Genomic DNA, 25,464 nt, shown 5'->3' with positions numbered 1-25,464 from the left:
AATACACCCCTGCTAGCCGCATATAACGCTTCCTGTCATGGAATTTGATTTAACAATATCAATTGTATTGTATAAAAACCCGGTTGAAGAAATAACCAATTTGCTCAATTGTATAACTACAACAGCTTTAAAACATAAGATTATCATTGTAGATAATTCTCCGGTAAACACCTATACGGATATAGTTAATCGTTTAGATACCGAATATTATTTTTCTAACAAAAACCTTGGTCCCGGAAGAGCGCAAAACTTTGCTATTCAAAAGATCCTGGGAAAAAGCAAGTACCATCTTATCACCAATCCGGATATTCTTTTTGAGCATGGTACACTCGAGAATATATATAACTTCTTAGAAAATAATCCAGACATAGGCCAGGTGATGCCCAAGGTATTTTACAGCGATGGAAACATACAGCGGTTATGTAAATTGCTCCCCCATCCACTAGACCTCATAAGCAGGCGGTTTTTTAATTATACGCATTGGGCAAAACAGCGAAACAGTGAATATGAATTAAAAACCTTCAATTATGATAAAATATTAGATACCCCTAACCTGTCTGGTTGTTTTATGTTTTTAAGAACGTCTTGTTTAGAAGAGGTTGGAGGTTTTGATACAAGATTCTTTATGTATCTCGAAGACTTCGATTTTACTAGAAGATTAAACAAAATAACGAGAACAGTTTTTTATCCCGGCGCCACGGTATTTCATGCACATAAAAAAGGATCTTATAAAAATATCAGGCTCTTGTATCACCATAGCATTTCGGCTATTAAATATTTTAATAAGTGGGGTTGGTTATATGACAAAGAACGCGGCATCCTGAATAAAAAAGTGTTATCGCAACTGTAAGCATTATAATACAGGCTGCATTTTTTCATGGCATCATCGTTGCGTCGCAATCACTTCAACTGCAGTACAAATGGCGACAGTAAGCAGCAGCCTTAAATTTACCAGTTTTGAAAAGTAAAAAGCCTGTAATGCTTATTTCCGGCGTTAACCTTACAGAAGGAGGGCCATTGAGTATAATGGTTGATGCGGTGAAAATATTTGTACAACATTATTTGCAACAGTACAGGCTTGTACTCCTCGTACATAATAAAAGCCTGTTTCCTGCCTTGCATAGTAACCCTGCTGTTGAAATAGTTGAATATGCTTACCCTAAAAAATCATGGTTACTAAAACTTTGGTTTGAGTATATACACTGCAGGTTTATTGCTAAAAAAATAAAGCCGGATGTATGGTTTTCCATTCATGATGTTACACCCTCAGTTCAAGCAAAAATACGAGTGGTATATTGCCACAATCCGGCGCCATTTTATAAGCTTACACGAAAAGAAATATGGAACGAAAAAACCTTGTTCTTCTTCCATTTCTTTTACTCTTTTATCTATCGTATCAATATTCGTAAAAATGATTTTGTAATCGTTCAGCAACAATGGATGCGCGAAGAATTTATGAAGCGGTACAAAGTCGCAAACGTTGTGGTGGCTTACCCGGATATACGGCTGCCCGAAATAGCACATGCCATGCATCCACAAACACCGCAAGGTGTTTTCAGGTTTTGCTATCCCGCCTTACCAAGGTCTTTCAAAAACTTTGAGGTAATATTAAAGGCAAGCGATTTTTTATACCAGTCAAATAAACGGTTTGAAGTTGTGCTTACAATTGATGGTACAGAAAATAACTATTCAGCCGCATTACTGGAAAAGTACAGGCATCTTGGGTGTATAAAATTCATTGGCCGGCAAACGCGTGAAAACACAATGAAACTTTATACAGAAAGTGATTGCCTTATTTTTCCTTCCAAAATGGAAACTTGGGGCTTACCTATAACGGAGGCAAAATTTTACAGCCAGCCAATGTTGGTTGCCGATGAAAGATATGCGCATGAAACAGTAGGTAAATATGACAAAGTATGTTTTTTCGAAACAGGCAATCATCAGCAACTTGCCGGGTTGATGGAACAGGCAATAACCGGCAACCTGCAATATCATCAAACAACCTATACCCAACCTGCCCGGCCTTTTGCCAGGTCCTGGAATGAATTGTTCGGGATAATTCTTGCTGACTATGATGACGCGAAAAGCAAGGACGAAACGAAGGTTGCGTAAAAAGGCTCTTGTCAGTATAGCATCGTTAAACCTTCGCGCCTGCTCATTATTGTTGCTGTAGTACAAGAGTGCGACGCAACAGCAGCTTAATGCATGTACTGCAGCTGACTACATCACTATTTTAACCCCTGTATTATTAAACCAACAGTTGTAATAATAACGAACCGCCTTGTAATCGGTGGTATCACCAATGATGTAATATCACTTGCGCATGAGCTTAAGACTGCTTACAACATAGTGGTCGTTTACGGAGAAAAAGAACCTGATGAAAAAGAGGCCCTGCACCTCATCAGGAATGAAACGGGTATAACCTTTAAAAAAGTAAAAGCACTTAAAAAAAGCATCAACGTGTTGGCAGATATTGCTGCATACCGGCAACTTTCAGCAATCATTAAACAGCAGCAATGTGCGGTGGTACACACACATGGTTCAAAATCGGGCTTGCTTGGTCGCCTGGCTGCTTACAGCAATAGCGTGCCCTGTATCATCCATACATTTCACGGTCATGTATTTCATTCGTATTACAACAGGTTTGTATCGTCGTGCATTATACGTTTCGAAAGATTAATGGCGCGTATTACCACAAGTATTATTGCCATAAGTGCAGAACAGCACAACGAGCTGCTAAACATATATAAGATAGCGGGCAAAGCAAAGATCAAAACGATCCCTGTTGGTATAAACAACAACCCCGAAATGCACAGCGACGAAAAGGCGGTAATGCTTTTGGCAAGCCTTCCTGACAATACAACAAAAATTGGTTTTATCGGGCGGCTGGCACCCATAAAAAATCCTGATTTTTTTACTGCGGTCATCAGTGCATTTACCAGTGCATCAAAATGGCCGGCAACATTTTTTATCATTGGTGATGGGGAAGAGAAAAGCCGTTTTCAAAACCTGCTTACGCAAAGAAATATCTCCTGGTGCAATGCGTCTGCGTATAACCCGGCAGCAGTGGTTGTTTTTACATCGTGGATACTGAACATCACCGAAGCTTTAAAGAAGCTCGATATTGTAATGCTTACATCGAAAAATGAAGGCACACCCTTATCGCTGATAGAAGCGCAATTTTACGGCAAGCCTGTTATCAGCACCGATGCAGGTGGGGCCAAAGACACTTTTATACATAATGAAACAGGTTTTCTTGTTCCGCAAAATGATGTAGAAACATATGTAGAAAAATTAGTTTTGCTTGCAGAAGATACAGAACTTAGAAAACGGATGGGTGCAAAGGCAAGCGCTTTTGCAGAAGCAAATTTTTCCAAAAAAGCGGAAGTTGAAAATATCAGGCAGCTTTATCATACGTGCATAAACAATAGCAAATGACGATTCTTGTTACAGGTACCGCAGGTTTTATAGGCTATCATGTAGCCAACCGGTTATTGAAAGATGGCCACCAGGTTATCGGTATAGATTGCCTGAACACTTACTACGATGTTACACTAAAGCACAGCAGGCTTGCCCAGGCAGGTATTGACTCGTCTATGGTGCAATACAATGATGCATGCAACGGCGTAGATGGTTACATATTTTACCAGATACAACTGGAAGATAAAAATACGCTGGCACATATCTTCAACAGGCACAAGCCCGATGTGGTAATACACCTTGCTGCACAGGCAGGCGTACGTTATAGTCTTATTAACCCGGATGCCTATATCAGCAGCAATATTGTAGCATTTACAAACATCCTGGAATGTTGCAGGCACAACAATGTACAACACCTTGTATATGCAAGCAGCTCCAGCGTGTATGGGCTAAACGATGAAAACCCCTTCTCTACCAACCAGAATGTAGACCACCCTATTTCATTGTATGCCGCCACTAAAAAAAGTAATGAGTTAATGGCGCATACCTATAGCTACCTTTTTGGTTTGCCCACAACCGGCCTTAGGTTTTTTACGGTTTACGGGCCGTGGGGCCGGCCGGATATGGCGTTGTTTATTTTTACCAAGGCCATTCTGGAAAACAGGCCGATCAAAGTGTTTAACCATGGCAATATGCAGCGCGATTTTACTTATGTAGATGATATTACAGAAGGCATTGTGCGCGTAATGCACCACGCACCAAAACAAAATGAATCATGGGTACAAAGCACATCAGATGTTTCTGCATCCAGCGCGCCCTATAAAATTTATAACATTGGTAACAACGCACCGGTAAAGCTCATCGATTTTATAGAGGCCATCGAAGCAGAACTGGGTAAAAAAGCTATCAAGGAATTTTTACCTATACAGCCCGGCGATGTGCCGGCTACCTATGCAGATGTAAGCGACCTCGTACGCGATGTAGGTTACCGCCCAAATACTTCAGTAAAAGAAGGCGTGCGCAATTTTATCAACTGGTATAAAAATTATTATCATATAAGTTAGTAGCCAGGCAATATTGCTACTATGAAGCGCCTGTTGCGTCGCACTCTTGTACATTTTATTCACTGTTCGGCAATATGCTACCTCGTTTAAACGTATTTACATCGTTCATTTTCAAAAGTAAATAAGCAGGATGCAGAAAAATATACTCATTACCGGTGGAGCAGGATTTATCGGTAGCCATGTGGTAAGACTGTTCGTTACAAAATACCCGGATTATAAGATTATCAACCTCGATGCACTTACCTACGCAGGCAATCTGGAAAACCTCAAAGACATAGAGCATAGCAGCAACTATGTTTTTGAAAAGGCAAACATTCTCGAGGCAGAAAAACTGAAAGAGATTTTCAGCAAGCACCATATTACAGATGTTATACACCTGGCAGCAGAATCTCATGTAGACCGCTCCATACTATCGCCAATGGATTTTATCTATACCAATATCATTGGTACGGTAAACCTTTTGCAAACAGCAAAAGACTTTTGGAAAGCAGACCTTGCTGCACACCGTTTTCATCATGTATCTACAGATGAAGTATATGGAACGCTGGGCGATGAAGGCTTCTTTACAGAAACAACGGCCTATTCACCAAATTCGCCATACTCAGCAAGCAAGGCATCATCTGATCATTTTGTAAGGGCGTATGGCGAAACATACGGCATACCTTACGTGGTTACCAACTGCAGCAATAACTACGGTCCCAATCACTTCCCGGAAAAACTTATTCCGCTCTTCATCAATAATATTATTACCAATAAGCCTTTGCCCGTGTATGGTAAAGGAGAAAACACCAGGGACTGGTTGTATGTAATAGACCATGCAAGGGCTATTGACACAGTTTTTCACCACGCAGCAAACCACGCTACCTACAATGTGGGTGGTTTTAACGAGTGGAAAAATATTGACCTTGTAAAACTGCTTATAAAGCTGATGGACGAAAAGCTGGGCAGACCAGCAGGTACAAGCGAAGCACTGATAACGTATGTAAAAGACAGACCCGGTCATGATCTGCGATATGCAATAGATGCAACCAGGATCAATAAAGAGTTAGGCTGGTCTCCTTCGGTTACATTTGAAGAAGGCCTTAGCGCAACCATTGACTGGTATTTGTCTAACACAGAATGGTTACAACATGTAACCAGCGGTAATTACCAGAAATATTACGAAGAGCAGTATGCAGGCAGGTAGAAAGCCTGTTTAATTTATAGCTATGCCACATGTATAGCTTTTGCTGCGGTCTTCGCGTTTGCCCAATATAGTTTCTACAGTACAAGAGTGCGACGCAACAGGCGCTTAATAGCAGTACAACAGTTTGGCTCAAAAGAAATTTTACTACATACATGAGAATCGAAGACACACCGCTGAAAGATTGTTACATTATTCACGACACAGTTTTTGAAGACAGCCGCGGTTATTTTTTTGAAAGTTTCAACCAGCAAAAATTTGCTTCGCTTACGGGTATAGACCGCCCTTTTGTGCAGGACAACCAGTCTGCATCTGTACGCGGCGTATTGCGTGGGCTGCACTTTCAAAGGGGTGAACATGCGCAGGCAAAGATGGTGCGTGTACTGCAGGGTTCGGTATTGGATGTAGCGGTTGACATCAGGAAAGATTCGCCTACATTCGGTAAGCATTTTACGCTGGAGTTAACCGATAAGTCCAGGACACAGTTGTACATACCGCGTGGTTTTGCGCACGGTTTTGTAGTACTGAGCGAAACAGCCGTGTTCTTTTACAAGTGCGATAACTTATACAATAAACAGGCAGAGGGTGGCCTTATGTACAATGATCCGTCTTTGAACATAGACTGGCAAATAAAAGAGGCAGATCTTATACTCAGCGATAAGGATAAAGTAAACCCACTGTTACAGGACATTATTGAAACACTATAATCTATGAAAGGAATTATTCTTGCCGGCGGCTCCGGTACGCGTCTTTACCCCATTACAAAAGGTATTAGCAAGCAGATTATGCCTATTTACGATAAGCCGATGATCTATTATCCTTTATCGGTTCTGATGCTGGCTGGTATTAAAGATATCCTCATCATTACCACGCCTGAAGATTCTGCACAGTTTCAAAAGCTGCTTGGTGATGGCAGTGCAGTTGGCTGCAATTTTACGTATGCCGTACAGGCAGTGCCCAATGGCCTTGCACAGGCCTTTGTTATTGGCGAGGAATTTATTGGCAAAGACAAAGTTGCCCTGATTCTTGGCGATAATATTTTTTACGGTTCAGGCTTTAGCAAGCTGGTGCAGTCTTTCAACAACGTAGATGGCGCCGCTATTTTTGCTTACGAAGTAAATGACCCGGAGAGATATGGTGTAGTTGAATTCGACAAAGATTTCAAAGCCCTGTCAATAGAAGAAAAGCCGAAGCAGCCGAAATCAAACTACGCAGTGCCTGGTCTTTATTTTTACGACAACGATGTGGTGGAAATTGCTAAAAACATTCAGCCTTCGCCACGTGGCGAGTATGAGATAACAGATGTAAACAGGGTTTACCTGGAGCGCAAAAGGTTGCATGTAGGTGTAATGAACCGCGGCGTTGCCTGGCTGGATACCGGTACATTCGATTCACTGGCTGATGCAAGTGAGTTTGTGCGGGTAATAGAGAAAAGACAAAGCCAGAAAATCGGCTGCATAGAAGAAGTGGCCTATCGCATGGGTTTTATAGACCATACACAGTTGCTTGGTCTTGCAAAATTGTACGAAAAAAGCGGTTATGGAGAATACCTCCGCCGTGTAAAGCGATAAACAAATAAAAGGCGATCTACAAAAAAAGCCCCGCATTTGCGGGGCTTTTTCATGTTACGCACATATCAATTCATCACAAACTTCTTATCTGTTTTAGCATCTTCATTAAACTTTCTAAAACCGTTTTCCATGCCAACTATCACATCATGTAGTTCAAAGTATTCTTCACTAAAGATCTTTGAACTTTTCAACTGTTGCAAAAACCGATAATACTCTTCTATATTTTCTGTCTCAATATTAATCACATCAGACACTGATGCATGAAACGCTTCTGTACTAAAAACTTTTATCTGCAGCACCTGCGTGTAATTGAGTAGCAGCGGGTAAACTACGTCTGTAAAAACCTTATCTCTGTATGCTTTTGAAAGTCCCATCCATTTTGGTGTAGCCCTTAATAAAAGCAGAACCTGGTACTTCATAACTTTGTTTTATTGATAATCTATAACAGGCAATGGTTTCTTTTGTTCGTAGAAAGCGTATAAAATATCCGGCCGGCACAGGTGTTTAAGTTTTTTATGTTTTTGTTGGCAGACTATATAACAATGCTCAGCTTCGTTGTGTCACTCACTTGTACGCCTTGTTCTTTATTCGGCAACGATGCGCTTTTGCCAACTTCATTCAAATTATGTGCTGCAAAGCATTACTTACATCCTTACAATTTTATGATGGCGCAAAACATCGAGAGTTAAAGCATTACCGGCATGTAGGTTTTTGTAGGCAAGCATATCGCAAATAAATAGTTGGTGGTCTGGCTGGGCTGTAGCGGTTATGTCAACCGGGTGCGCTGCAAGATGCATTACTGCCAGCGCATCTTTAAGTATATAAAATCCGTTCCACCATGTAAGTAAATCTCTCTTCTCCAGGTAAGCGATCTTATTATAGTTGTTGCCGGATTTTTTACCTAAAACATTTACCAGTTTGTACTGTGTTTCAGCCAGCAACTGCAAAACAAAATATTTGTGCCGGTGCACCAATGAAAGTGTTTTGGTTCCATTGTAAATGCCACAAACAAACTGTTTTGGCTGCATACTTATAGCAGTTGCATAGGTTATGATATGCATATTATGGTTTCCGTTTCCATCCGTACTGCTGATAGAATACACAGGAAGGTTAACCCTGTTCCATGGTTTTTTGTGCTGGTTCATGCAGTGGTATCAAGTTGGTGTAAAAAATCTTCTGCAGTGTCAATGTAGCTGTTACGTTTTGCGGCGGGCATTTTATCAAAAGTTTTTAAAAGCATCCCCAGCCTTGCATTACGGGCAAAAAAATCCCTGTGCACATGCATAAACCGCCAGAATAAAGCATCCCATATTTTTTGCCAGTCACCTTTTTGCCAGTTACCCATTTTTAGCAGGTAATTGCTACCGCTTATATACGGCTTTGTTGTCATCAGCCCGCCGTCTGCAAACTGTGTCATCCCGTAAACGTTAGGAACCATTACCCAATCGTAGGCATCTACATACATTTCCATAAACCATTTGTAAACTTCATCAGGGTTAAACTCACACAACAACATAAAGTTGCCTATTATCATCAGTCTTTCTATATGATGGCTATACCCGCTCTGCAGCACTTTTTGTATAACAATATCAACCGGTACAATACCGGTATTGCCGGTCCAGAAGGTTTTAGGAATTTTCCTGTTAAATTGCCAGTAATTTTTGGTGCGTTGTTTTCTGCCTTCACGTTCGTAAACAATACGAATAAATTCCCGCCAGCCGGTAACCTGCCTTATAAAACCTTCCACGGAATTAAGTGGCACCTTATTGTGTTTTGCTATATTGATTGTTTCAGTTACAACCTGTGCAGGTGTAAGCAAGCCTATATTCAATGCCGGCGTAAGCACACTGTGGTAAAGCACATGCTCGGCAGCAACCATTGCATCTTCGTAAATGCCAAATTTCTCAAACCTGTTTTGCAGGAAATCCCTCAACCATTTTTCTGCATCCTCGTGTGTTACGGGATAGGCGGTATCTTTTTTTGAAGGAAAAGGTGATAGAGCGTTTCCATAATTATCTGCAAAATGCTGCTCAATATATCTTCTCGCTTCTTTAGTATATTCCCCTGCTTCAGGCAGCGCTAATTTGGGTACGGTCTCTCCTTTAGGAAATTTCAAACGGTTTTCGGCATCATATGTCCATTTACCGCCCAGCGGTTTATCGTGTTCATCCAATAAAAGTTTTCGTTTTTTCCGCTCTGCTATATAAAAATCTGTCTGGAAATACGTAGACTTTTCTTTGAAGTAGTCGTCTGCTTCCTCCAATGTATTTAAGAAACCTGGTGTACGGTAAATAATACATCGGATCTTATACTTTTTGCAGGCGGTAACCAGCCGGCGTTTCAGCCAGTCATCTGTTAATTCTGCTACATGAATTGCGGTTGTCTTTTTTGTATGCAGGTGTTTTACCAGTTTCCTTGTATCGCAGATATCTTCTGTGGCATTTACGTATGTTACTGTTTTGCCGGTTTGTTGCAGCAATGCCTCATATTGTTTCATGCTCGCACGGTGCAATACAAGCTTCTGTTTATGAAAATTAAACTGCTTAAAGAACAGCCATTCTTCAACAAGGTACACTGCGCGGTCAGTTGCGATTGCCGGGTGTTGCTTAAAAAGCTGGTGAGGAAAGATAATTGTAACATCCATGCGTTTTCTTACAACAAATCTTGTGCATAAAAGTTTTTCCTGCTTCCATGGCAAAAAGAAAACATGGATGTTTCTGTGTAACCGGTTGAGTGTTTAATGATAGAATTGTTACCCGGTAACTACCTTGGAAACGTTTATGTTTGACGATCAAGTGCCTTATCGAAAACACTGTCTAAATTAGCAATCAATGAAAAAAATAAGCAGAAGTGTTATTGCAACCATATGCATGGTGCTCACTACGGGAATTTTATGTGCACAGCAAAAGGTTACAATTGCCGTTGCAGCAAACATGCAATACCCTATGAATACACTAAAGGCAAAGTTTGAAGCACAGACAAACATCAAACTGGAAATAATTCTCAGTTCTTCAGGCAAGCTTACGCAGCAGATACAGGAGGGCGCACCATATGATATTTTTATTTCCGCTGACACGAGCTACCCGCTTGCACTCTACCGTAAAGGCTTTTCCACTGCCCCTCCTAAAGTCTATGCGAAAGGATTATTGGTATTGTGGTCTGCAAAACAAGGTTTGAAACCTGCAGGAGACATGAAAATATTACTTGGCCAGGGCATAAAAAAAATAGCTGTTGCCAACCCTAAGACGGCCCCATACGGTGTTGCTGCAGAGCAGGTATTGAAATATTACCGCTTGTATGACGCCGTGAAAGATAAACTGGTTTTTGGTGAAAGCATTACGCAAACCAACCAGTTTATTACATCTCAGTCTGCTGATATTGGGTTTACCGCTAAATCTGTGGTCCTCTCACCGGAAATGAAAAACAGAGGCAGTTGGGCCGATGTGGATCTTAAAGCCTATGCCCCCATTGAACAGGCGGCAGTTATGCTAAAGCATGGTGAACAAACGAATAAACCGGCAGTGCAAAAATTTTACGAGTATCTTTATTCAAAAACAGCAAAAGACATATTGCAGTCATTTGGGTACCTGGTAAAGTAGTGAAAACTGCGCTGTTTAAACCTCGACTGCTGTCTGACGGGAACCGGTATAACCTGTAATCTATGGTAGAATTTGAGCCGTTTTGGTTAACTGTAAAACTTGCATTTGTAACGACAATCATCCTGCTACTGTGTGCTATACCACTGGCATGGTGGCTGGCGTACAAAAAAGATAATTTCAAGACCATCATCGAGGCGGTGGTTAGTCTGCCACTTGTTTTACCACCGTCTGTTATTGGGTTTTACTTATTGCTTGCTTTTAGTCCCTCCAATGCTTTTGGAAAAATGCTTGAACAATATTTTGATGTTCGTCTGGCCTTTTCCTTTCCCGGGTTGGTGATTGCATCCGTTATTTACAGTTTGCCTTTTATGATTCATCCCGTACATGCAGGGTTTACGGCATTATCTCAAAGTTTGAGGGAAGCCTCTTACTCCCTTGGTAAGTCCAAATGGCAAACACTATGGCACGTATTACTACCAAATATTAAACCTGCGCTGCTTTCTGGCATCGTGTTAACCTTTGCGCATACAATTGGAGAGTTTGGTGTGGTGTTGATGATTGGTGGTAATATTCCCGGGCAAACAAAAGTGGCCTCAATTGCTATATATGATGAAGTTGAAACCATGAACTACGCGGCTGCAAATGCCTATGCACTTATATTGTTTGTTGCTGCCTTTATCATTTTGCTTGCATTGTATCTTATAAACAGGCGATTCGACAAGATAAAATTTTATGATTGAATTTTCTTTGCAGAAAAAATTACATGCCGCCAATGGCAATATGCATCTTGACGTACACTACAAACTGCGTGAAGGCGCTTTTATTGGTGTGTATGGGCCGTCTGGCTCTGGTAAAACATCGCTGCTGAGAATGCTTGCAGGTTTTTTAACGCCGGATGCAGGGTACATAAAAGTGGGGAATGACTACTGGTTTCAACATGCAACCGGCAGCAGCATGCCGCCACAGAAACGAAGTATTGGTTTTGTGTTCCAGGATTATGCTTTATTTCCGAACATGACTGTAAAGGAAAACCTTTATTATGCGTTAGATAAACAAACTCAACCTGCAATTGCCGATGAGTTGCTGGCATTGGTAGAGCTGGAGCAGTTTGCCCACCGTAAAATACAAACACTTTCAGGCGGGCAAAAACAACGGGTTGCCCTGGCAAGGGCTTTGGTGCGTAAACCGCAACTGCTGCTCTTAGACGAACCGTTGTCTGCACTCGATACAGATTTACGCGAAAGACTGCAATCCCTCATTTACAGCCTGCATAAGCAATTCAATCTTACAACCATTCTTGTAAGTCATGATATTGGAGAAATAGCCCGGATGGCCGATGAAATTCTTTTTATAAAAGAAGGCAAAATAGCACGGCATGGGAAAACAGCCGATGTTTTTTCTGCAACAAATACCGGTAATAAAATTGCTGCAACAGTTATCCATACAACGCCCGAAACACTGCAGATACTTATTGGTAAAGATATTATCACAATACCGGTAACGTTAGCACAGGGTGCCTTACCAGAAAAGGGAAGTACTGTTTATCTCGATTTTGAAAGCCTGCATATTTCTCCTGAAAAGTAAATAACCGATGCAGCTTTGAAACACTGATGTAACCTAAATAATTTATAGCCGGCTTGTAAAGCAGATCGCTGCAGTTGCCATAAAAAACGAACGCACAAGTGAGTGACACAACAGGTGATGCCATGAAAGATGATGCCGGCATCATTATTTACTTTACACTTCTGCCTTTCCATTCGTACTTTCCAAATCTGCCAAGCCAGCCCGAAATAACGGTGTAGAGAATATGCAAGGGTTGCATAAAAGGGAACCAGGCCAGCAGTTTTGCCTGGCGAAAAAATTTTGCAGCAGGTAACATAAAGATCATTTCTGCAAGTGTTTTTGCACCAAGCAGTATAAGCCATAAATAAAAAAAAGGCGTGTAAAAAATAGCGCATAGCGGTAAGAGCAGCAATACGAGGTTAACAAAGTAAACCAGTAACAAGACTGCAAAAATTCGTTTGTCGCTATAGCTGGTGGCTTTACTTGCCCAGCGTATACGCTGGTTAATGAAGCTTTTTACATCAGGCATTGGCGGTGTTGAAACAATTACCTGCCGGCTGAAAAGATAACCCTGCCTGCCCGGAAAATGCTGGCGGATTTTGTGCATTAAAAGCATATCGTCTCCGCTGGCAATATTGTCAACGCCTCTGAAACCGTCTACAGCAAAAAAAGCATCTTTTTTGTAGGCCAGGTTTGCGCCGTTGCACATGCTTAGCATACCGGCATTAACGGCTGCTGCGGTAATGCCCTGCAGACTTATAAAATCGAGACATTGAAAAACGGAAATTAAACGATTGTTATTGGTAAACCTGACAGGGGCCGCAACAAAAACATTTCCTGTAGTGCTGATGTATGCATCAAAAGTCTGTAGCCATGTTTCCGGAACAAAGCAATCAGCATCTGTGGTAATGATCCATTGATGTGTGGCATGATTTACGGCAAGTTCTATTGCCTTCTTTTTGTATGAGTTTTGCTTACTGTCAATAAAATCTTTCAGTTGCAATAACCTTACATTGCTGTTTTGCTGTTGTAGTCGTTGTACGATTGCTGCCGTGCTGTCTGTAGAAAAGTCATCAATAACAATTACTTCAAACATATCGCCAGGGTAGTTATTTGCAAGTACAGATTGCACGCAGGCGGCAATATTTGCCGCTTCGTTTCTTGCAGGAATTATGATGGAGAAACTATTTAAAGGCGAAGCATGCTGCTGTGGTACAAATAATTTTAAGGTCGTAAATAAAACGGTGTAAAGTAATATAAGCAGGCAGTATAAAACCACCAGTATAATCGCCACATATGTAACAATGGTCCACATAGGATGCAAAGAAATAAATTATCAGCAGAATGCCGCTGCTATATTCTTAATATGTTGCTCCTTTAGCAATGAGTGGCCGGTTGGTAAGATGGTTTGCTTTACCATTGGTAAACCTGTTGCAAACGGGTGTGCACGTTTGCTGAGTATGATCCTGTCGTGCGCCCCGAAAATGAAATGTACATGGATGGTATGCGCTGAAACGGCTTCCCGGAACCTTTTTTTTGAGGGGTTAAACTTTCGTAAAGTTGTCCACCGCTTATATAACAATGCCCTTACTGCCTTATCATCGAGATAATAGTGCACAAATTTCACAATGCTCTTATTAAGCAGGCCCATGGCTTTCCCAATATTTACCAGGGCAAAAAACCATGCAGGGTTTTGCATGGTTACTTTAAACAACCAGTTGCCAGGTGCGGTTTGTGTTGCCATAAAATACCAGAAATTAGTATGCAGGCCATCAGGTGCAATCAATACAGCCTGGTTTATCTTTTCCGGGTTGCTTTGCAACAGGCCCAGTGCAATTCTGCCACCCATGCTGTACCCACATAATGTGATGCCTGCGGTAGTGGTAATGCCCCCTTCAGCAAGTGCCAGGTCAATAATGGCAAACAAATCCTGCGGTGTAAAAGTTAAACCCCCGTTCCATACTGTGCATGCATGGTATGGCAGGTTGATACACAAAAAAGTGTAAGTATCTCCAATAAAATGTTGAAGCGGTTCAAACGTTGCGGCATCTTCCCCAAACCCATGAAAGCAAACGGCCACACGGCTTCCCGTGCCGTAGATGTGAAAGCAGATCTCGGAATTTTTATAACTGATAAACCGCGTAAGCAATGAAAACGGTATTAAGAATTTTTAAGAAAATTAAATACTTTATTCTTTGGTGGTCTGGTAAAGATAGTAGAAATTTGAATTAGTTGCATAACGAACTGTATGCCAAACAACCATTTTAAAAGCGAGGAATTATATAGTGTTATTAATGGTATTGCCAGCAGTGCCATAGCGCGTCGTTTGCAAAAGCATTTTCGCGAAGCTGTGCTCGACATCACTATAGAGCAATGGAGCATATTGTACCACCTGTGGCAGGAAGATTGCATCAGCCAGCAGGATCTTTGCAAACGCACCTACCGCGATAAGCCCAGCATGACCAGGCTTATCGATAATCTGGAAAAACAAAAGCTGGTAAAACGCATGGCATCAAAAGAAGACCGCAGGAAAAACCTGATCTGTCTTACACCTGCGGCCAGGGATCTGCAAACACTTACCATCGACCTGGCTAATCAAACAATGGACGAAGCGCTCAGTGGCCTTTCGAAGACTGAAATAGAAACAGCAAAAAAAGTACTGTACCGCGTGTACGATAACCTGAAACATAAGAAAGAATAAAAGAAATTTTGGGCCCGGCATTGGAATATGCATCAGGCTTTGGTTGCGTCGCACACTTGTACAACAGCTCATTATTCGGCAGCTCCGGGCATTACCACGTAAGCGTTATCGGGCAGTACTGTTCATCAATCGAAGAAGTTAACCATAACAAAGCCTTAATTATAAATCGCATTTTCTTCCCTCCAAATCAAAAAGTATATGCAAACCACAACAAAAGCTTTAAACGGCGCCGAATGGCTTATCAAAGACACAGATCCTGCAGATGTGTTTACCATAGAAGATTTTTCTGAAGAGCAGAAGATGATCGAAGACATGTCTCACCAGTTTATAGAAACAGAGGTGTACCCCATTATAAACCGCCTGGAAAAAATGGAACCAGGTCTTATGCCCGGCCTGCTCGAGAAATCCGGTGAGCTTGGCTTGATAGGCGCAGGCGTACCTGAGCAATACGGCGGTTTGGGAAAAGACCTGATAACCTCTACAATAATCAACTCCAGCTTTGGACGCGGGTATTCTTTCTGCGTGGCATTTACAGCCCATACCGGCATCGGGTCTATGCCCATTCTTTATTTTGGTACAGATGCACAAAAAGAACAGTACATGCCCAAACTTACCAGTGCAGAATGGAAAGGGGCGTACGGGCTAACAGAGCCAAACAGCGGCAGCGATGCATTAGGTGCAAAAACAACAGCAAGATTAAGCGAAGATGGCAAGCATTATATACTAAACGGTCAAAAATGCTGGATCACCAACGGAGGTTTTGCTGATGTTTACACAGTCTTTGCAAAGATTGATGGAGATAAGTTTACAGCATTCATTGTAGAAAGGGGCTTCGAAGGTTTTACACAAGGTCCGGAAGAACACAAAATGGGTATCAAAGGATCATCTACCGTACAATTGTACTTCCAGGATTGTAAAGTTCCGGTAGAAAATGTACTGGGTGAAATTGGCCGCGGGCACGTAATCGCTTTCAATATTCTCAATACCGGCCGCTACAAACTTGGTGCGGCCACACTGGGCGGCGCAAAAGAAGCCTTGAACGTATCACTAAAGTATGCGATAGAAAGGGAACAGTTTAAAACGTCTATATCAAATTTTGGCGCCATTAAATATAAACTTGCAGAGATGGCCATTCTATGCTGGATCGGCGACAGTGCATTGTACAGAACAGGCAAAAACATTGTTGACCGCGAAGAAGAACTGGCAGCCACAGGTTTATCTTTTGAAAAAGCCTACCTCGGCGCTGCGGAAGAATATGCCATAGAATGTGCCATGATCAAAGTATATGGCAGTGAAGTGTTGGATTACTGTGTAGACGAAGGTGTACAGATACACGGCGGAAACGGGTTCAGCGACGAATACGAAATAAGCCGCGCTTACAGGGATAGCCGCATAAACCGCATTTACGAAGGCACAAACGAGATCAACCGCCTCCTTACTGTGGACATGGTATTAAAACGGGCATTAAAAGGTAAGCTCGACCTCATGGGTCCTGCTATGAATGTGGCCAAAGAGCTGATGAGCATTCCTTCTTTTGAGGAAGAAGAAGGTGCCTTTGCAAAAGAAAAAAAATATGTCACAAACTTTAAAAAAGCCATTTTACTCGTTGCAGGAGCGGCGGTTCAAAAGCTCATGATGAACCTGGATAAAGAACAGGAGGTTTTAATGAATATTGCTGATATGGCAATAGACGCTTACAATGCAGAAAGCGCATTGCTGCGTGTGATGAAGATGGCTGATAAAGGAGACAATGCAGCATTGCAAACAGATATAATGAACGTTTATATGTATGATGCTGCAGACCGTATCAGCAAGAATGGAAAAGACGCGTTAAATGCATTTGCAGAAGGTGATGAACTGCGTATGATGCATATCGGTCTGAAAAGATTTACAAAAGTGGAACCGTTTAATACTAAAGCCGCAAGAAGGCGTATTGCCGATAAACTAATTGCAGAAAGAAAATACTGCTTTTAACGTGCGTGGCAGTGTGGCATGACAATTGAATAATGCGCAGTACAGTAATCCATAGCAACAGAATACTTAAAGCATCTATCCCTTTATAAAGCCGTTTATCAAATAGCAACAGTTATTTAATAAACGGTTTTAAACTTCGCTGCTTTTATTCCTGTCTTTGGATTTCCAAAACCGCGATTCTATGAATAATATCCCTACGCAAGTGTCAACGCTAAATGGTGGTGAATGGCTTATTAAAGAAAGTTCACCGGTAGATGTTTTCGTTCCTGAACAGTTTACAGAAGAACAGAAAATGGTGGAAGAAATGTGTTACCAGTTTATGGAAACAGAAATTCTGCCGTTACATACAAAAATCGATAAAGAGCCTGCCCTTAGTGCGCAGCTCCTGAAAAAAGCAGGAGAACAGGGCTTACTCGCAGCGCATATCCCGGAAGCCTATGGCGGCATGGGAAAAGACTTTGTTACAGCCAGCATTTTAATGGAAGGCCTCGGAAGGGGTTACTCTTTCTCCGTTTCTTACCTGGCGCATACAGGCATTGGTACAATGCCTATTCTGTATTTTGGTACCGAGGCGCAACGGGAAAAGTACGTTCCCAAACTTACATCGGGGGAATACATCGGAGCTTACGGGCTTACAGAACCCGGCAGCGGCAGCGATGCCCTGGGCGCAAAAACAACGGCCGTTTTAAGCCAAGATGGTAAGCATTACATTTTAAACGGTCAGAAGTGCTGGATAACAAATGGTGGCTTTGCTGATATTTTTACCGTATTTGCTAAAATAGATGGAGACAAGTTTACCGCATTCATTGTTGAAAAAGGATTTGAAGGTTTTACTATTGGTGCAGAAGAGCAAAAAATGGGCATCAAAGGTTCCTCAACAGTGCAATTGTATTTCCAGGATTGTAAAGTACCTGTAGAAAATGTGCTCGGCGAAATTGGCCGCGGCCACATCATTGCGTTTAATATCTTAAACATTGGCCGGTATAAATTATGCGCCGCCACGGTGGGTGCCGGCAAAGCCGTAACGCAACTTTCTCTTCAATACGCTATTAACAGGGAGCAATTCAAACAGCCTATTGCAAATTTTGGTGCCATCAAACATAAGCTGTCAGAAATGGCCATACGCACATGGGTAGCAGAAAGTTCTACCTACCGTATAAGCCAGATGATCGACGATAAAGAAAAAGAGCTGCTCAGCGATGGCAAACCATTTAACCTGGCATTTTTGGGCGCCGCAGAAGAATACGCTATTGAATGCGCCATGCTGAAAGTTTTTGGTAGCGAGCTGCTTGATTATTGTGTGGATGAAGGCGTACAGATACATGGTGGAAACGGTTTTAGTGACGAGTATGAAATAAGCAAGGCATACAGGGACAGTCGCATCAACCGTATTTACGAAGGTACAAACGAGATCAACCGGCTGTTAACGGTAGACATGATGCTGAAGCGGGCAATGAAAGGCAAACTGGACCTGATGGGCCCTGCAATGGCTATCTCGAAAGAACTGATGAGCATTCCTTCTTTCGACATAGATGACGAGCCGTTTGCAAAAGAAAGAAAATACATAGCCAGCTTTAAAAAAGCCATTCTCCTGGTAGCCGGCGCCGCCGTTCAGAAACTGATGATGAACCTCGATAAAGAACAGGAAGTGTTGATGAACATAGCAGATATGGCTATAAAAACTTTTACTGCAGAAAGCGCCTTACTGCGCGTAATGAAACTTGCCGACCTGTATGGAGATGCGGCTGTTGCATTGCAAAAAGACATTGTAAATACTTACATCTACGATGCTGCAGACGAGATCAACAAATTTGGTAAAGATGCACTGAACGCTTTTGCCGATGGCGATGAACTCCGCATGATGCACATTGGTTTGAAACGCTATACAAAAGTAGAGCCTTGCAACAGCAAAGCAGCACGCCGCCGCATTGCAGAAAAAATGATGGAAGAAGGCAAATACTGTTTCTAGGCATTCCTACATAAAATTGCAAACCTGCAGGTATATACCTGCAGGTTTTTTTATGTTACCGGCTGTACTGCTACTATTGGGCTTTGGTTGTGTCACTCACTTGTACGGCAACACGCTTTGCAGCAATGTGCAGGTGGCTGCATGCTTATAACCTTGCTGCAGGCGCTTACATTTTAAATGGGGAATGATCATGTTTAGAAAATACCTTGTTGCAATAATACTCCTGCATCATCTCCGCGTTTGCTCACCACAGTTTTTACAGTTGAAGTGAGTGACACAACAGGCGATGCCACCTGCACTGCAGCCGGTAACACAAAGAATTCCTCCGCTTCAAATTTCAGGCACGTTTTTTCTAATGAGTTACCTTTACCAAAAAAAGAAAGGTTTGATAGAAAAAAAACAGAAAATAGATGCCGAAGATAAGGCAGTGCTGGTGGGGCTTGTGCAGGGTGAACAAACATACCAGCAGGTAGAAGAATATCTGGATGAACTGGCTTTTTTAGCGGAGACTGCAGGCGCAACAGCGGTAAAACGCTTTATGCAAAAAATGAAACACGCAGAGAGTAAAACGTTTGTAGGCAAGGGAAAGCTGGAAGAAATTAAACAATACGTACAAAGCAAAGATATTACGCTGGTGATCTTTGATGATGAACTTACGGGCTCGCAGATACAGAATATTGAAAAGGAACTGGGCGTTGTTACAATCGACCGCAGCGATCTTATTCTCGACATTTTTGCCCGCCGCGCAAGAACCGCACAGGCCAAGGTACAGGTAGAGCTTGCACAATATCAATACCTGCTTCCGCGGTTGAAAGGCATGTGGAAACACCTGGAAAGGCAAGGTGGTGGTATTGGTACACGCGGCCCCGGAGAAACAGAAATTGAAACAGACCGCCGTATTGTAAAAGATAAGATATCGTTGCTTAGAAAGCGGCTTTCAGAAATAGACAAGCAATCTTTTACACAGCGCAAAGACCGCGGCGAGTTTATCCGTGTGGCACTGGTGGGCTACACCAACGTAGGCAAAAGCACCTTAATGAACCTGCTAAGTAAGAGTGACGTGTTTTCAGAAAATAAACTGTTTGCTACACTCGATACCACTACACGTAAAGTAGTATTTGAAAACACGCCGTTCCTGCTGAGTGATACCGTTGGTTTTATCCGCAAACTGCCGCACCACCTGGTAGAAAGTTTTAAAAGTACGCTCGATGAAGTAAGGGAAGCCGACCTGTTACTGCATGTGGTAGATGTTTCGCACCCGCAATACGAGGAACAGATTGGTGTGGTAAATAAAACGTTGCAGGAACTAAAAGCATTTGATAAACCAATTGTTATTGTATTTAATAAAATGGACCTCTACGAGGAAAAAAATATAGATGAATGGATAGAAGATGAAGTGCGCCACGAGATACTGCGCGAACTGCGGGAACGCTGGGAAAATGAAACCAATGGCAACTGCATTTTTATCTCAGCCACGGAAAGACTTAACCTCGATGAACTGCGCAGTACCATTCTCTCCAAAGTGCGAGACCTGTATAAAATCCGCTACCCGTACAAAACAGCATTCTTTTATTAGTTTTCCTGCTTGGTAAGAAAATCTTTTTTAAGGCTTAGCCAGAGCGAATCGAAAGACTTGTCTTCGCGGTTCTTCCACTGGCTGAGCTTCTCCAGCATTTTTTCTTTTCGTTCGTGTTTTGCCTGTTCGAGGAATTGTTTTATAAATTCGCTGTCCTGCTCAAAAGCAAGCTGGTTGTATAGTTCCTTTAAATCTGTTTCCTTTTTGGTATTGCGGTAGGCAATTTCTTTTTCCATTTCTTCCCGCAGCCTTACTTTTTCATCATATGCGCCAGATGGTAAAATGGTTTTGGCTATTACAGGCATCAGCTCAATAAGCACCAGCAGTATTACCAGCAGGTAGTAGCGGAAAGCCATAGCACTGTTGTTTTCTATCAGGTGCTGCAGCGCTTCAATGCGCACCAGGAAACCATCATTCAGCAATGCTTCAAACTTTTTTTGTTCTGCCTGTTTGCCTGTTTCAATGGCAGCAAGCGAGCTGTCTATTGCATGCATACGCGGTTGCATTGCAGTATTCAACTGGTTGTACGCTTCATCCAGCCTGGTGTACTCATTTTGCTTTGCTCTGGCAATGTCTCTCAAACCAACTTTGCCTGTGCCGCCCGTTCCATCTGTTTCTGCAATAAATGCATCTCTCGATTTGCTTACTTCCGCATATTTATTATCCAGTTGCAGCCCGATGGCTTTTTGCTCAGTCAGCAGCCCGGTTTTTTGCGCAGCATATAAACTATCGAGTTGTTGCAGTTTTGTTCTTTTCTTCTGCTCATTATCCAGAGAAATCTGCATATGTATTTCTTTATCGAAGAGGTATAACAATGCAGGCTGGGCCATAAAAGTACCAATGGTTATTGCAAGCGCACCGCGAAAGAGAAAGGGAATTGTTTTGTTTTTGTTGGCAGCAGTAATGCCTTTTATAAGTGCGCGGTCTATACCCAGTATAATGCCACCCATAAAAACGCCCAGTGCCAGTGCAAGCCAGAAACCAGTAACAATGGTAGAGAAAAAATACGTCCATGCAAGTGTGGCAAACAGCCAGGTACCAAGCACAGCCATGCCTGTTATGGCATAACGGTTTCGGTCTACCGCGCAGTCAACCAGTATTTCTTTTTCGGCTGTACTTAACCACCATAGCAATTTTGTGAACGACGAAGGCTCATATTCCGCTCTTTGCGAGAGCGACTGTACGCTTTGCTGCATAGCAATATTTTAAAAGTAAATATTAGTGGTTAAGGCAGGAACAACATTACAGATAACGCTGTAAAAGTATCAGCAATTTTATAGCGGCGGGTATTTTTGTTTATTTTAACGCCAACATTTTTCCGGCACATGAAAAGCGGTAGAAAAATATGTGTTGGCCGGCAGTATTTTTTCATGGCATCGCCGGTTGTGTCACTCCCTTGTACGTTCCGTTTGCATGGCTGCTGCAGCGTTCCTGTTTGCGCAGTGCGTTATTAAGTAAGGTCGTGGCATTAACCTTCGCGTTTGCTCATCAAACTTCCTGCAGTTAAAGTGTGCGACGCAACAACAGCCTCATTGTTAAACATTAGCCGGGTACATAAAACCATTCTAACATAAATCCGTAAATTACAGTTGTAGCACCGGCTTTATCCACGTCTGTTAATAAGAAGATAACGATGATCTTGTTTTATTGAAACAATAGATACGTAACTTGAATAAACTTCACTTATATGCGTTGGAGAAAATTTAATGGCGAATCAATTAACCTGCCTATCAAAGACGCCGTAGAAGAGGCTATCAAAAAAGAATCGGAAAAAGGTAACCATCTTAAAGTTTGTATTGGCACAGACAGCCAGGTTAAAGGCGCAGAAACAGAATTTGCAACCGTTATCGTTTTTTTGCGTGAGCACAATGGCGGCTTCATGTACATTCACAACGAAAAAACCCGGCACAAGTACAACATCAAAGAAAGGATGCTCGTAGAAGTTGCAAAGAGTATTGAAATTGCCTACGAACTATGTAACCTGTTTATCCGTTACGACGTGGATATGGAAGTACATGCTGACATAAACACAAACCCGCAGTTTAAAAGCAATGATGCCTTGCGGGAAGCAATGGGTTACATACTGGGTATGGGTTTTGCCTTTAAAGCCAAGCCAGAAGCATTTGCCAGCAGCTGTTGTGCAGATAAAGTTTGCAACTGAAAAAAAGATATTGCAAAAACCATAGCAGCCGCTATGGTTTTTTGTTGTGCTGTGTACCCAGCTGTCGCCGCTTAAATACAATTAGTAACAGTACCAGCAGTACAGCAAAAGATCCGGCAATAAGATAAAATCTTTTCTCAGCCCCGGCCTGTTGTTGCTGCAGCTCTCTTAGTGCCAGCTCCCGTAGACCTTTAATAACTTCTGCGCTGTCAGGTGCTGGTCCTATGCGGTGTGTATTGCCAATATCATTTTTAAGTATGCTGTCTGTTTCCCTTCTTATACGGTTAGCGTCTTTTAGCTGTTGCTGGTATTCAATACTGTCCTGCCGTAATACTTCATGCATACTGTCGTAGTTCACCTGCTGCGCAGCGGCATGCCAGGCCGGAAATAAAATAAAAAAGATTAGTAATAAGCGCATAAGACCGGCGGTAAAGAATGACTGCAAATTCGGCAAAATAAATATCTTGTGCCCCTCATATTTTCTAAAAAGGATTTGTATGCAACTGACAGAAGTGAACAGCGCGGCCACCGCAGCAGATTTTATAAAGGTGAATGTGCTCATGAACAAAAACAACCCTAATTATATACGGCCCATAGACAATGAAGTGCATGACACTTTCAATAAAGAAAAGAACAAACAGTATAAATACGGCGAAACCAAACGCTGGATTTTAAAAGACGATCATGGTAAACTTATCGGCCGCATTGCAGCCTTTACACATACAAAATATGTAAACAAGGGTACCGACTTTGCTACGGGCTGCGTAGGTTTTTTTGATTGCATCAACGACCATCGTGCGGCCAACACATTATTTGATGCAGCCAAAGCATGGTTACAAAGCAAAGGTATGGAAGCCATGGATGGCCCTGTAAATTTTGGCGACCGTGACAAATGGTGGGGCCTTATGGTAGAAGGTTTTGATCAGCCGCCTATGTATGGTATGTCTTATAACCCGCCATACTACGAACAACTGATGGAAGGCTATGGTTTTAAAAATTACTACAACCAGTACTATTATGCCATGAGCATAGATGCGCCTTTGCCGCCACGCTTCCCGGAGCGTTACGCAAAGTTCTCTGCCAAACCCGGCTACTCTGCCAGGCATATTGATATTAAAAACCTCGATAAACACGCGGCCGAGTTTGCCACCGTGTACAATGCGGCATGGGCACAGCATGGCGAAGCAAAAGAAATGAGTGTGGAACAGGTTAAAAAGCTCTTCTATAAAATGAAACCTATTCTCGATGAAAGAATTGTGTGGTTTGCATACTATAAAAACGAGCCCATAGCAATGTGGATCAACATACCCGACCTGAATGAATTTTATAAACACTTCAATGGTAAGTTTGGCCTGCTGCAAAAACTGCAGCTTTTATGGCTGAAGAAACGGGGCGCCTGTAAAAAGTTTACCGGTATCGCTTTTGGTATTGTACCGAAATTCCAGGCACTGGGCATTGATTCTTACATGATCTATGCCGGAGCGCTCTTTATACAGGGCAAGCGGTTTTACGATATGTACGAAATGGGCTGGGCCGCAGACTGGAACCCGAAAATGCTCAACATCTACAAAACGCTGGGCGGCAATCAAAGCAGGCGCATGGTTACTTACCGGTATATTTTCGATACCGGTAAACATTTTTTTGAACGCCACCCGGTAATGGATTATGCAGCGCAATAAATTAAGATTGCAGTGCCCATGCTGCTGTAGCTTTAATACCTTCTTTGTATGGCGTGGGCGTAAACCCATAAGCGTTATCGAATTTTGCTGAATCAAAGATGTATGGCCATTCATTCTGGTAGAGCATTTCCACAGATTCCTTCAGTGGCCTGTTAAACAGCCCGATCAGTTGCATCATCCATTTTGAAATAACGGTGTATTTAGCAGAAGCATTCATCGCTTCCGCTGCGGCTGCAATAAAAGCTTCGCCGGTAAGCGGGCCTGGTGCAGTAGGCAGATGCCAGGTTTGTCCAAACGCATGATCGTCTTTTGCCAGTATGTACAGCGCTTTTGCTGCATCTGGTACGTATGTAAAAGAGTGCGGTACTTTTGCATTCATCAGCCACTGTGCACGTTTCTTCTTCTGCATGTTTTGAAAGACCAGCAAGTTGGCCACGCTTGTTGCAAAACCAATTGGACCGTAAAAGTCAGCTGCCCTTGCTATGGTAGCCTGTATGTTACCTGCCTTCATTTCATCCAGCAAAAAGGTTGCAATACGGGCACGCACTTCTCCCTTCCGGCTACAGGGGTTAAATGGTGTTGTCTCGGTCATTGTCCCGTCTACCCTTCCGTACATATACACGTTGTCAAAGAAGACCAGCTTTGCGTTGTATTGCTTACACGCTTCTACAACGTGCTGCATAATCTTCGGCCACTGTTCGCTCCACACACGTATATCATATTGCAGGCCTGCCAGCAGGTAAACAACCGATGAGCCTTTAACAGCTTCCGCCGTTTGTATTTTGTTTGTAAGGTCTGCCGCAAAAGCAGCAGCGCCATTTACAGGTTTGGCTTTGCGCGAAACAAGTCTGACGTTTTCGTTATTGCTGATGAGTACAGGAGCCAGTTGGTTGCTTACGGCACCGCCGGCACCAAGAATGGTATGCATTGTCATAGTCTTTGGTTATTATTTTTTGGTGCAGGCAGCATTGCTACTATTGAACACCTGTTGTGTCACTCACTTG

24 protein-coding genes are annotated in these 25,464 nt (G+C 42.4%); 16 read left to right on the top strand and 8 right to left on the bottom strand.

Annotated features, from left to right (window positions below):
• The first annotated feature begins 37 nt into the window (after window positions 1–37).
• The 7 genes from I5907_RS05765 to rfbA all read left to right on the top strand — a co-directional run bounded on the left by I5907_RS05765 (window position 38) and on the right by rfbA (window position 7,238).
• Window positions 38–850 carry a glycosyltransferase family 2 protein gene (locus I5907_RS05765; RefSeq protein WP_196989766.1) on the top strand — a complete coding sequence of 271 codons (813 nt, stop codon included), beginning with the start codon at window positions 38–40 and terminating at the stop codon, window positions 848–850.
• Window positions 851–957: 107 nt separating this feature from the next.
• Window positions 958–2,112 (top strand): glycosyltransferase, encoded by a 1,155-nt coding sequence (locus I5907_RS05760; RefSeq protein ID WP_196989765.1) that lies wholly within the window; start codon window positions 958–960, stop codon window positions 2,110–2,112.
• Window positions 2,113–2,244: 132 nt separating this feature from the next.
• Window positions 2,245–3,438, top strand: a complete 1,194-nt coding sequence (locus I5907_RS21890; protein ID WP_346266783.1) for a glycosyltransferase — start codon at window positions 2,245–2,247, stop codon at window positions 3,436–3,438.
• Window positions 3,435–4,484: an NAD-dependent epimerase gene (locus I5907_RS05750; RefSeq protein WP_196989763.1), complete on the top strand. Its 1,050-nt coding sequence runs from the start codon at window positions 3,435–3,437 to the stop codon at window positions 4,482–4,484. The genes I5907_RS21890 and I5907_RS05750 overlap by 4 nt, the downstream gene beginning before the upstream one ends.
• 130 nt (window positions 4,485–4,614) lie before the next feature.
• The gene (rfbB, locus tag I5907_RS05745; RefSeq protein ID WP_196989762.1) at window positions 4,615–5,670 is read left to right on the top strand and encodes a dTDP-glucose 4,6-dehydratase; all 1,056 of its coding nucleotides are present in this window, start codon (window positions 4,615–4,617) and stop codon (window positions 5,668–5,670) included.
• A gap of 152 nt (window positions 5,671–5,822) precedes the next feature.
• Window positions 5,823–6,374: a dTDP-4-dehydrorhamnose 3,5-epimerase gene (gene rfbC, locus I5907_RS05740; protein ID WP_196989761.1), complete on the top strand. Its 552-nt coding sequence runs from the start codon at window positions 5,823–5,825 to the stop codon at window positions 6,372–6,374.
• Between the two features lie 3 nt (window positions 6,375–6,377).
• On the top strand, window positions 6,378–7,238 hold the full coding sequence (rfbA, locus tag I5907_RS05735; protein WP_196989760.1) for a glucose-1-phosphate thymidylyltransferase RfbA: 861 nt from the start codon (window positions 6,378–6,380) through the stop codon (window positions 7,236–7,238).
• 65 nt (window positions 7,239–7,303) lie between these two features.
• Here the strand turns inward: rfbA and I5907_RS05730 are convergent, their stop codons facing one another.
• The 3 genes from I5907_RS05730 to I5907_RS05720 all read right to left on the bottom strand — a co-directional run bounded on the left by I5907_RS05730 (window position 7,304) and on the right by I5907_RS05720 (window position 9,882).
• A complete protein-coding gene (locus I5907_RS05730) occupies window positions 7,304–7,657 on the bottom strand; it encodes a darcynin family protein (protein WP_196989759.1) in 354 nt (117 codons plus the stop codon).
• A 225-nt stretch (window positions 7,658–7,882) separates the two neighbouring features.
• Complete coding sequence (locus I5907_RS05725; RefSeq protein ID WP_196989758.1) at window positions 7,883–8,383, bottom strand: flavin reductase; 501 nt, start codon at window positions 8,381–8,383, stop codon at window positions 7,883–7,885.
• Complete coding sequence (locus tag I5907_RS05720; protein ID WP_196989757.1) at window positions 8,380–9,882, bottom strand: cryptochrome/photolyase family protein; 1,503 nt, start codon at window positions 9,880–9,882, stop codon at window positions 8,380–8,382. Before I5907_RS05720 ends, I5907_RS05725 begins: the two co-directional genes overlap by 4 nt.
• A 187-nt stretch (window positions 9,883–10,069) precedes the next feature.
• On the opposite strand from I5907_RS05720, the gene modA reads away from it, so the two are divergent.
• The 3 genes from modA (at window position 10,070) to I5907_RS05705 (ending at window position 12,421) form a co-directional block, all read left to right on the top strand.
• Complete coding sequence (gene modA, locus I5907_RS05715; protein ID WP_196989756.1) at window positions 10,070–10,837, top strand: molybdate ABC transporter substrate-binding protein; 768 nt, start codon at window positions 10,070–10,072, stop codon at window positions 10,835–10,837.
• A 62-nt stretch (window positions 10,838–10,899) separates the two neighbouring features.
• Window positions 10,900–11,577, top strand: a complete 678-nt coding sequence (gene modB / locus I5907_RS05710; RefSeq protein WP_196989755.1) for a molybdate ABC transporter permease subunit — start codon at window positions 10,900–10,902, stop codon at window positions 11,575–11,577.
• Window positions 11,570–12,421 carry an ABC transporter ATP-binding protein gene (locus I5907_RS05705; RefSeq protein WP_196989754.1) on the top strand — a complete coding sequence of 284 codons (852 nt, stop codon included), beginning with the start codon at window positions 11,570–11,572 and terminating at the stop codon, window positions 12,419–12,421. The genes modB and I5907_RS05705 overlap by 8 nt, the downstream gene beginning before the upstream one ends.
• Window positions 12,422–12,569: 148 nt before the next feature.
• On the opposite strand, the gene I5907_RS05700 is transcribed toward I5907_RS05705, so the two are convergent.
• Both I5907_RS05700 and I5907_RS05695 read right to left on the bottom strand, forming a co-directional pair.
• Window positions 12,570–13,715 carry a glycosyltransferase gene (locus I5907_RS05700; RefSeq protein WP_231402064.1) on the bottom strand — a complete coding sequence of 382 codons (1,146 nt, stop codon included), beginning with the start codon at window positions 13,713–13,715 and terminating at the stop codon, window positions 12,570–12,572.
• Between the two features lie 21 nt (window positions 13,716–13,736).
• Window positions 13,737–14,549, bottom strand: a complete 813-nt coding sequence (locus I5907_RS05695; RefSeq protein WP_196989752.1) for an alpha/beta fold hydrolase — start codon at window positions 14,547–14,549, stop codon at window positions 13,737–13,739.
• A 99-nt stretch (window positions 14,550–14,648) separates the two neighbouring features.
• On the opposite strand from I5907_RS05695, the gene I5907_RS05690 reads away from it, so the two are divergent.
• The 4 genes from I5907_RS05690 (at window position 14,649) to hflX (ending at window position 20,620) form a co-directional block, all read left to right on the top strand.
• Window positions 14,649–15,101: a MarR family winged helix-turn-helix transcriptional regulator gene (locus tag I5907_RS05690; RefSeq protein WP_196989751.1), complete on the top strand. Its 453-nt coding sequence runs from the start codon at window positions 14,649–14,651 to the stop codon at window positions 15,099–15,101.
• Window positions 15,102–15,299: 198 nt separating this feature from the next.
• Window positions 15,300–17,075: an acyl-CoA dehydrogenase family protein gene (locus I5907_RS05685; RefSeq protein WP_196989750.1), complete on the top strand. Its 1,776-nt coding sequence runs from the start codon at window positions 15,300–15,302 to the stop codon at window positions 17,073–17,075.
• Between the two features lie 181 nt (window positions 17,076–17,256).
• A complete protein-coding gene (locus I5907_RS05680) occupies window positions 17,257–19,044 on the top strand; it encodes an acyl-CoA dehydrogenase family protein (protein ID WP_196989749.1) in 1,788 nt (595 codons plus the stop codon).
• Between the two features lie 385 nt (window positions 19,045–19,429).
• Window positions 19,430–20,620, top strand: coding sequence for a GTPase HflX (gene hflX, locus I5907_RS05675; protein ID WP_196989748.1), 1,191 nt, complete (start codon window positions 19,430–19,432; stop codon window positions 20,618–20,620).
• On the opposite strand, the gene I5907_RS05670 is transcribed toward hflX, so the two are convergent.
• Entirely contained in the window at window positions 20,617–21,816 is a 1,200-nt protein-coding gene (locus tag I5907_RS05670) for a DUF4407 domain-containing protein (RefSeq protein WP_196989747.1), read from the bottom strand. The two genes, hflX and I5907_RS05670, sit on opposite strands and share 4 nt — an antisense overlap.
• Before the next feature lie 491 nt (window positions 21,817–22,307).
• On the opposite strand from I5907_RS05670, the gene I5907_RS05665 reads away from it, so the two are divergent.
• On the top strand, window positions 22,308–22,781 hold the full coding sequence (locus I5907_RS05665) for a ribonuclease H-like YkuK family protein (RefSeq protein ID WP_196989746.1): 474 nt from the start codon (window positions 22,308–22,310) through the stop codon (window positions 22,779–22,781).
• 31 nt (window positions 22,782–22,812) lie between these two features.
• On the opposite strand, the gene I5907_RS05660 is transcribed toward I5907_RS05665, so the two are convergent.
• Window positions 22,813–23,199 (bottom strand): hypothetical protein, encoded by a 387-nt coding sequence (locus I5907_RS05660; protein ID WP_196989745.1) that lies wholly within the window; start codon window positions 23,197–23,199, stop codon window positions 22,813–22,815.
• A gap of 79 nt (window positions 23,200–23,278) precedes the next feature.
• Between I5907_RS05660 and I5907_RS05655 the strand changes: the two genes are divergently transcribed.
• Window positions 23,279–24,460: a hypothetical protein gene (locus tag I5907_RS05655; protein WP_196989744.1), complete on the top strand. Its 1,182-nt coding sequence runs from the start codon at window positions 23,279–23,281 to the stop codon at window positions 24,458–24,460.
• A gap of 1 nt (window position 24,461) precedes the next feature.
• On the opposite strand, the gene I5907_RS05650 is transcribed toward I5907_RS05655, so the two are convergent.
• Window positions 24,462–25,394, bottom strand: a complete 933-nt coding sequence (locus tag I5907_RS05650; protein ID WP_196989743.1) for an NAD-dependent epimerase/dehydratase family protein — start codon at window positions 25,392–25,394, stop codon at window positions 24,462–24,464.
• Window positions 25,395–25,464 lie beyond the last annotated feature (70 nt).

This window comes from Panacibacter microcysteis, assembly GCF_015831355.1.
GTDB classification, from domain to species: domain Bacteria; phylum Bacteroidota; class Bacteroidia; order Chitinophagales; family Chitinophagaceae; genus Panacibacter; species Panacibacter microcysteis.
The sequence above is the reverse complement of the archived record's forward strand: the minus strand, read 5'-3'. Positions and strand labels throughout refer to the sequence as shown.

Coding starts and splice junctions, on each gene's coding strand:
- I5907_RS05765 (WP_196989766.1), top strand. CDS start 38: ATGGAATTTGATTTAACAATATCAATTGTATTGTATAAAAACCCGGTT.
- I5907_RS05750 (WP_196989763.1), top strand. CDS start 3,435: ATGACGATTCTTGTTACAGGTACCGCAGGTTTTATAGGCTATCATGTA.
- rfbB (WP_196989762.1), top strand. CDS start 4,615: ATGCAGAAAAATATACTCATTACCGGTGGAGCAGGATTTATCGGTAGC.
- rfbC (WP_196989761.1), top strand. CDS start 5,823: ATGAGAATCGAAGACACACCGCTGAAAGATTGTTACATTATTCACGAC.
- rfbA (WP_196989760.1), top strand. CDS start 6,378: ATGAAAGGAATTATTCTTGCCGGCGGCTCCGGTACGCGTCTTTACCCC.
- I5907_RS05730 (WP_196989759.1), bottom strand. CDS start 7,657: ATGAAGTACCAGGTTCTGCTTTTATTAAGGGCTACACCAAAATGGATG.
- I5907_RS05725 (WP_196989758.1), bottom strand. CDS start 8,383: ATGAACCAGCACAAAAAACCATGGAACAGGGTTAACCTTCCTGTGTAT.
- I5907_RS05720 (WP_196989757.1), bottom strand. CDS start 9,882: ATGGATGTTACAATTATCTTTCCTCACCAGCTTTTTAAGCAACACCCG.
- modA (WP_196989756.1), top strand. CDS start 10,070: ATGAAAAAAATAAGCAGAAGTGTTATTGCAACCATATGCATGGTGCTC.
- modB (WP_196989755.1), top strand. CDS start 10,900: ATGGTAGAATTTGAGCCGTTTTGGTTAACTGTAAAACTTGCATTTGTA.
- I5907_RS05705 (WP_196989754.1), top strand. CDS start 11,570: ATGATTGAATTTTCTTTGCAGAAAAAATTACATGCCGCCAATGGCAAT.
- I5907_RS05700 (WP_231402064.1), bottom strand. CDS start 13,715: ATGTGGACCATTGTTACATATGTGGCGATTATACTGGTGGTTTTATAC.
- I5907_RS05690 (WP_196989751.1), top strand. CDS start 14,649: ATGCCAAACAACCATTTTAAAAGCGAGGAATTATATAGTGTTATTAAT.
- I5907_RS05685 (WP_196989750.1), top strand. CDS start 15,300: ATGCAAACCACAACAAAAGCTTTAAACGGCGCCGAATGGCTTATCAAA.
- I5907_RS05680 (WP_196989749.1), top strand. CDS start 17,257: ATGAATAATATCCCTACGCAAGTGTCAACGCTAAATGGTGGTGAATGG.
- I5907_RS05670 (WP_196989747.1), bottom strand. CDS start 21,816: ATGCAGCAAAGCGTACAGTCGCTCTCGCAAAGAGCGGAATATGAGCCT.
- I5907_RS05665 (WP_196989746.1), top strand. CDS start 22,308: ATGCGTTGGAGAAAATTTAATGGCGAATCAATTAACCTGCCTATCAAA.
- I5907_RS05660 (WP_196989745.1), bottom strand. CDS start 23,199: ATGCGCTTATTACTAATCTTTTTTATTTTATTTCCGGCCTGGCATGCC.
- I5907_RS05655 (WP_196989744.1), top strand. CDS start 23,279: ATGCAACTGACAGAAGTGAACAGCGCGGCCACCGCAGCAGATTTTATA.
- I5907_RS05650 (WP_196989743.1), bottom strand. CDS start 25,394: ATGACAATGCATACCATTCTTGGTGCCGGCGGTGCCGTAAGCAACCAA.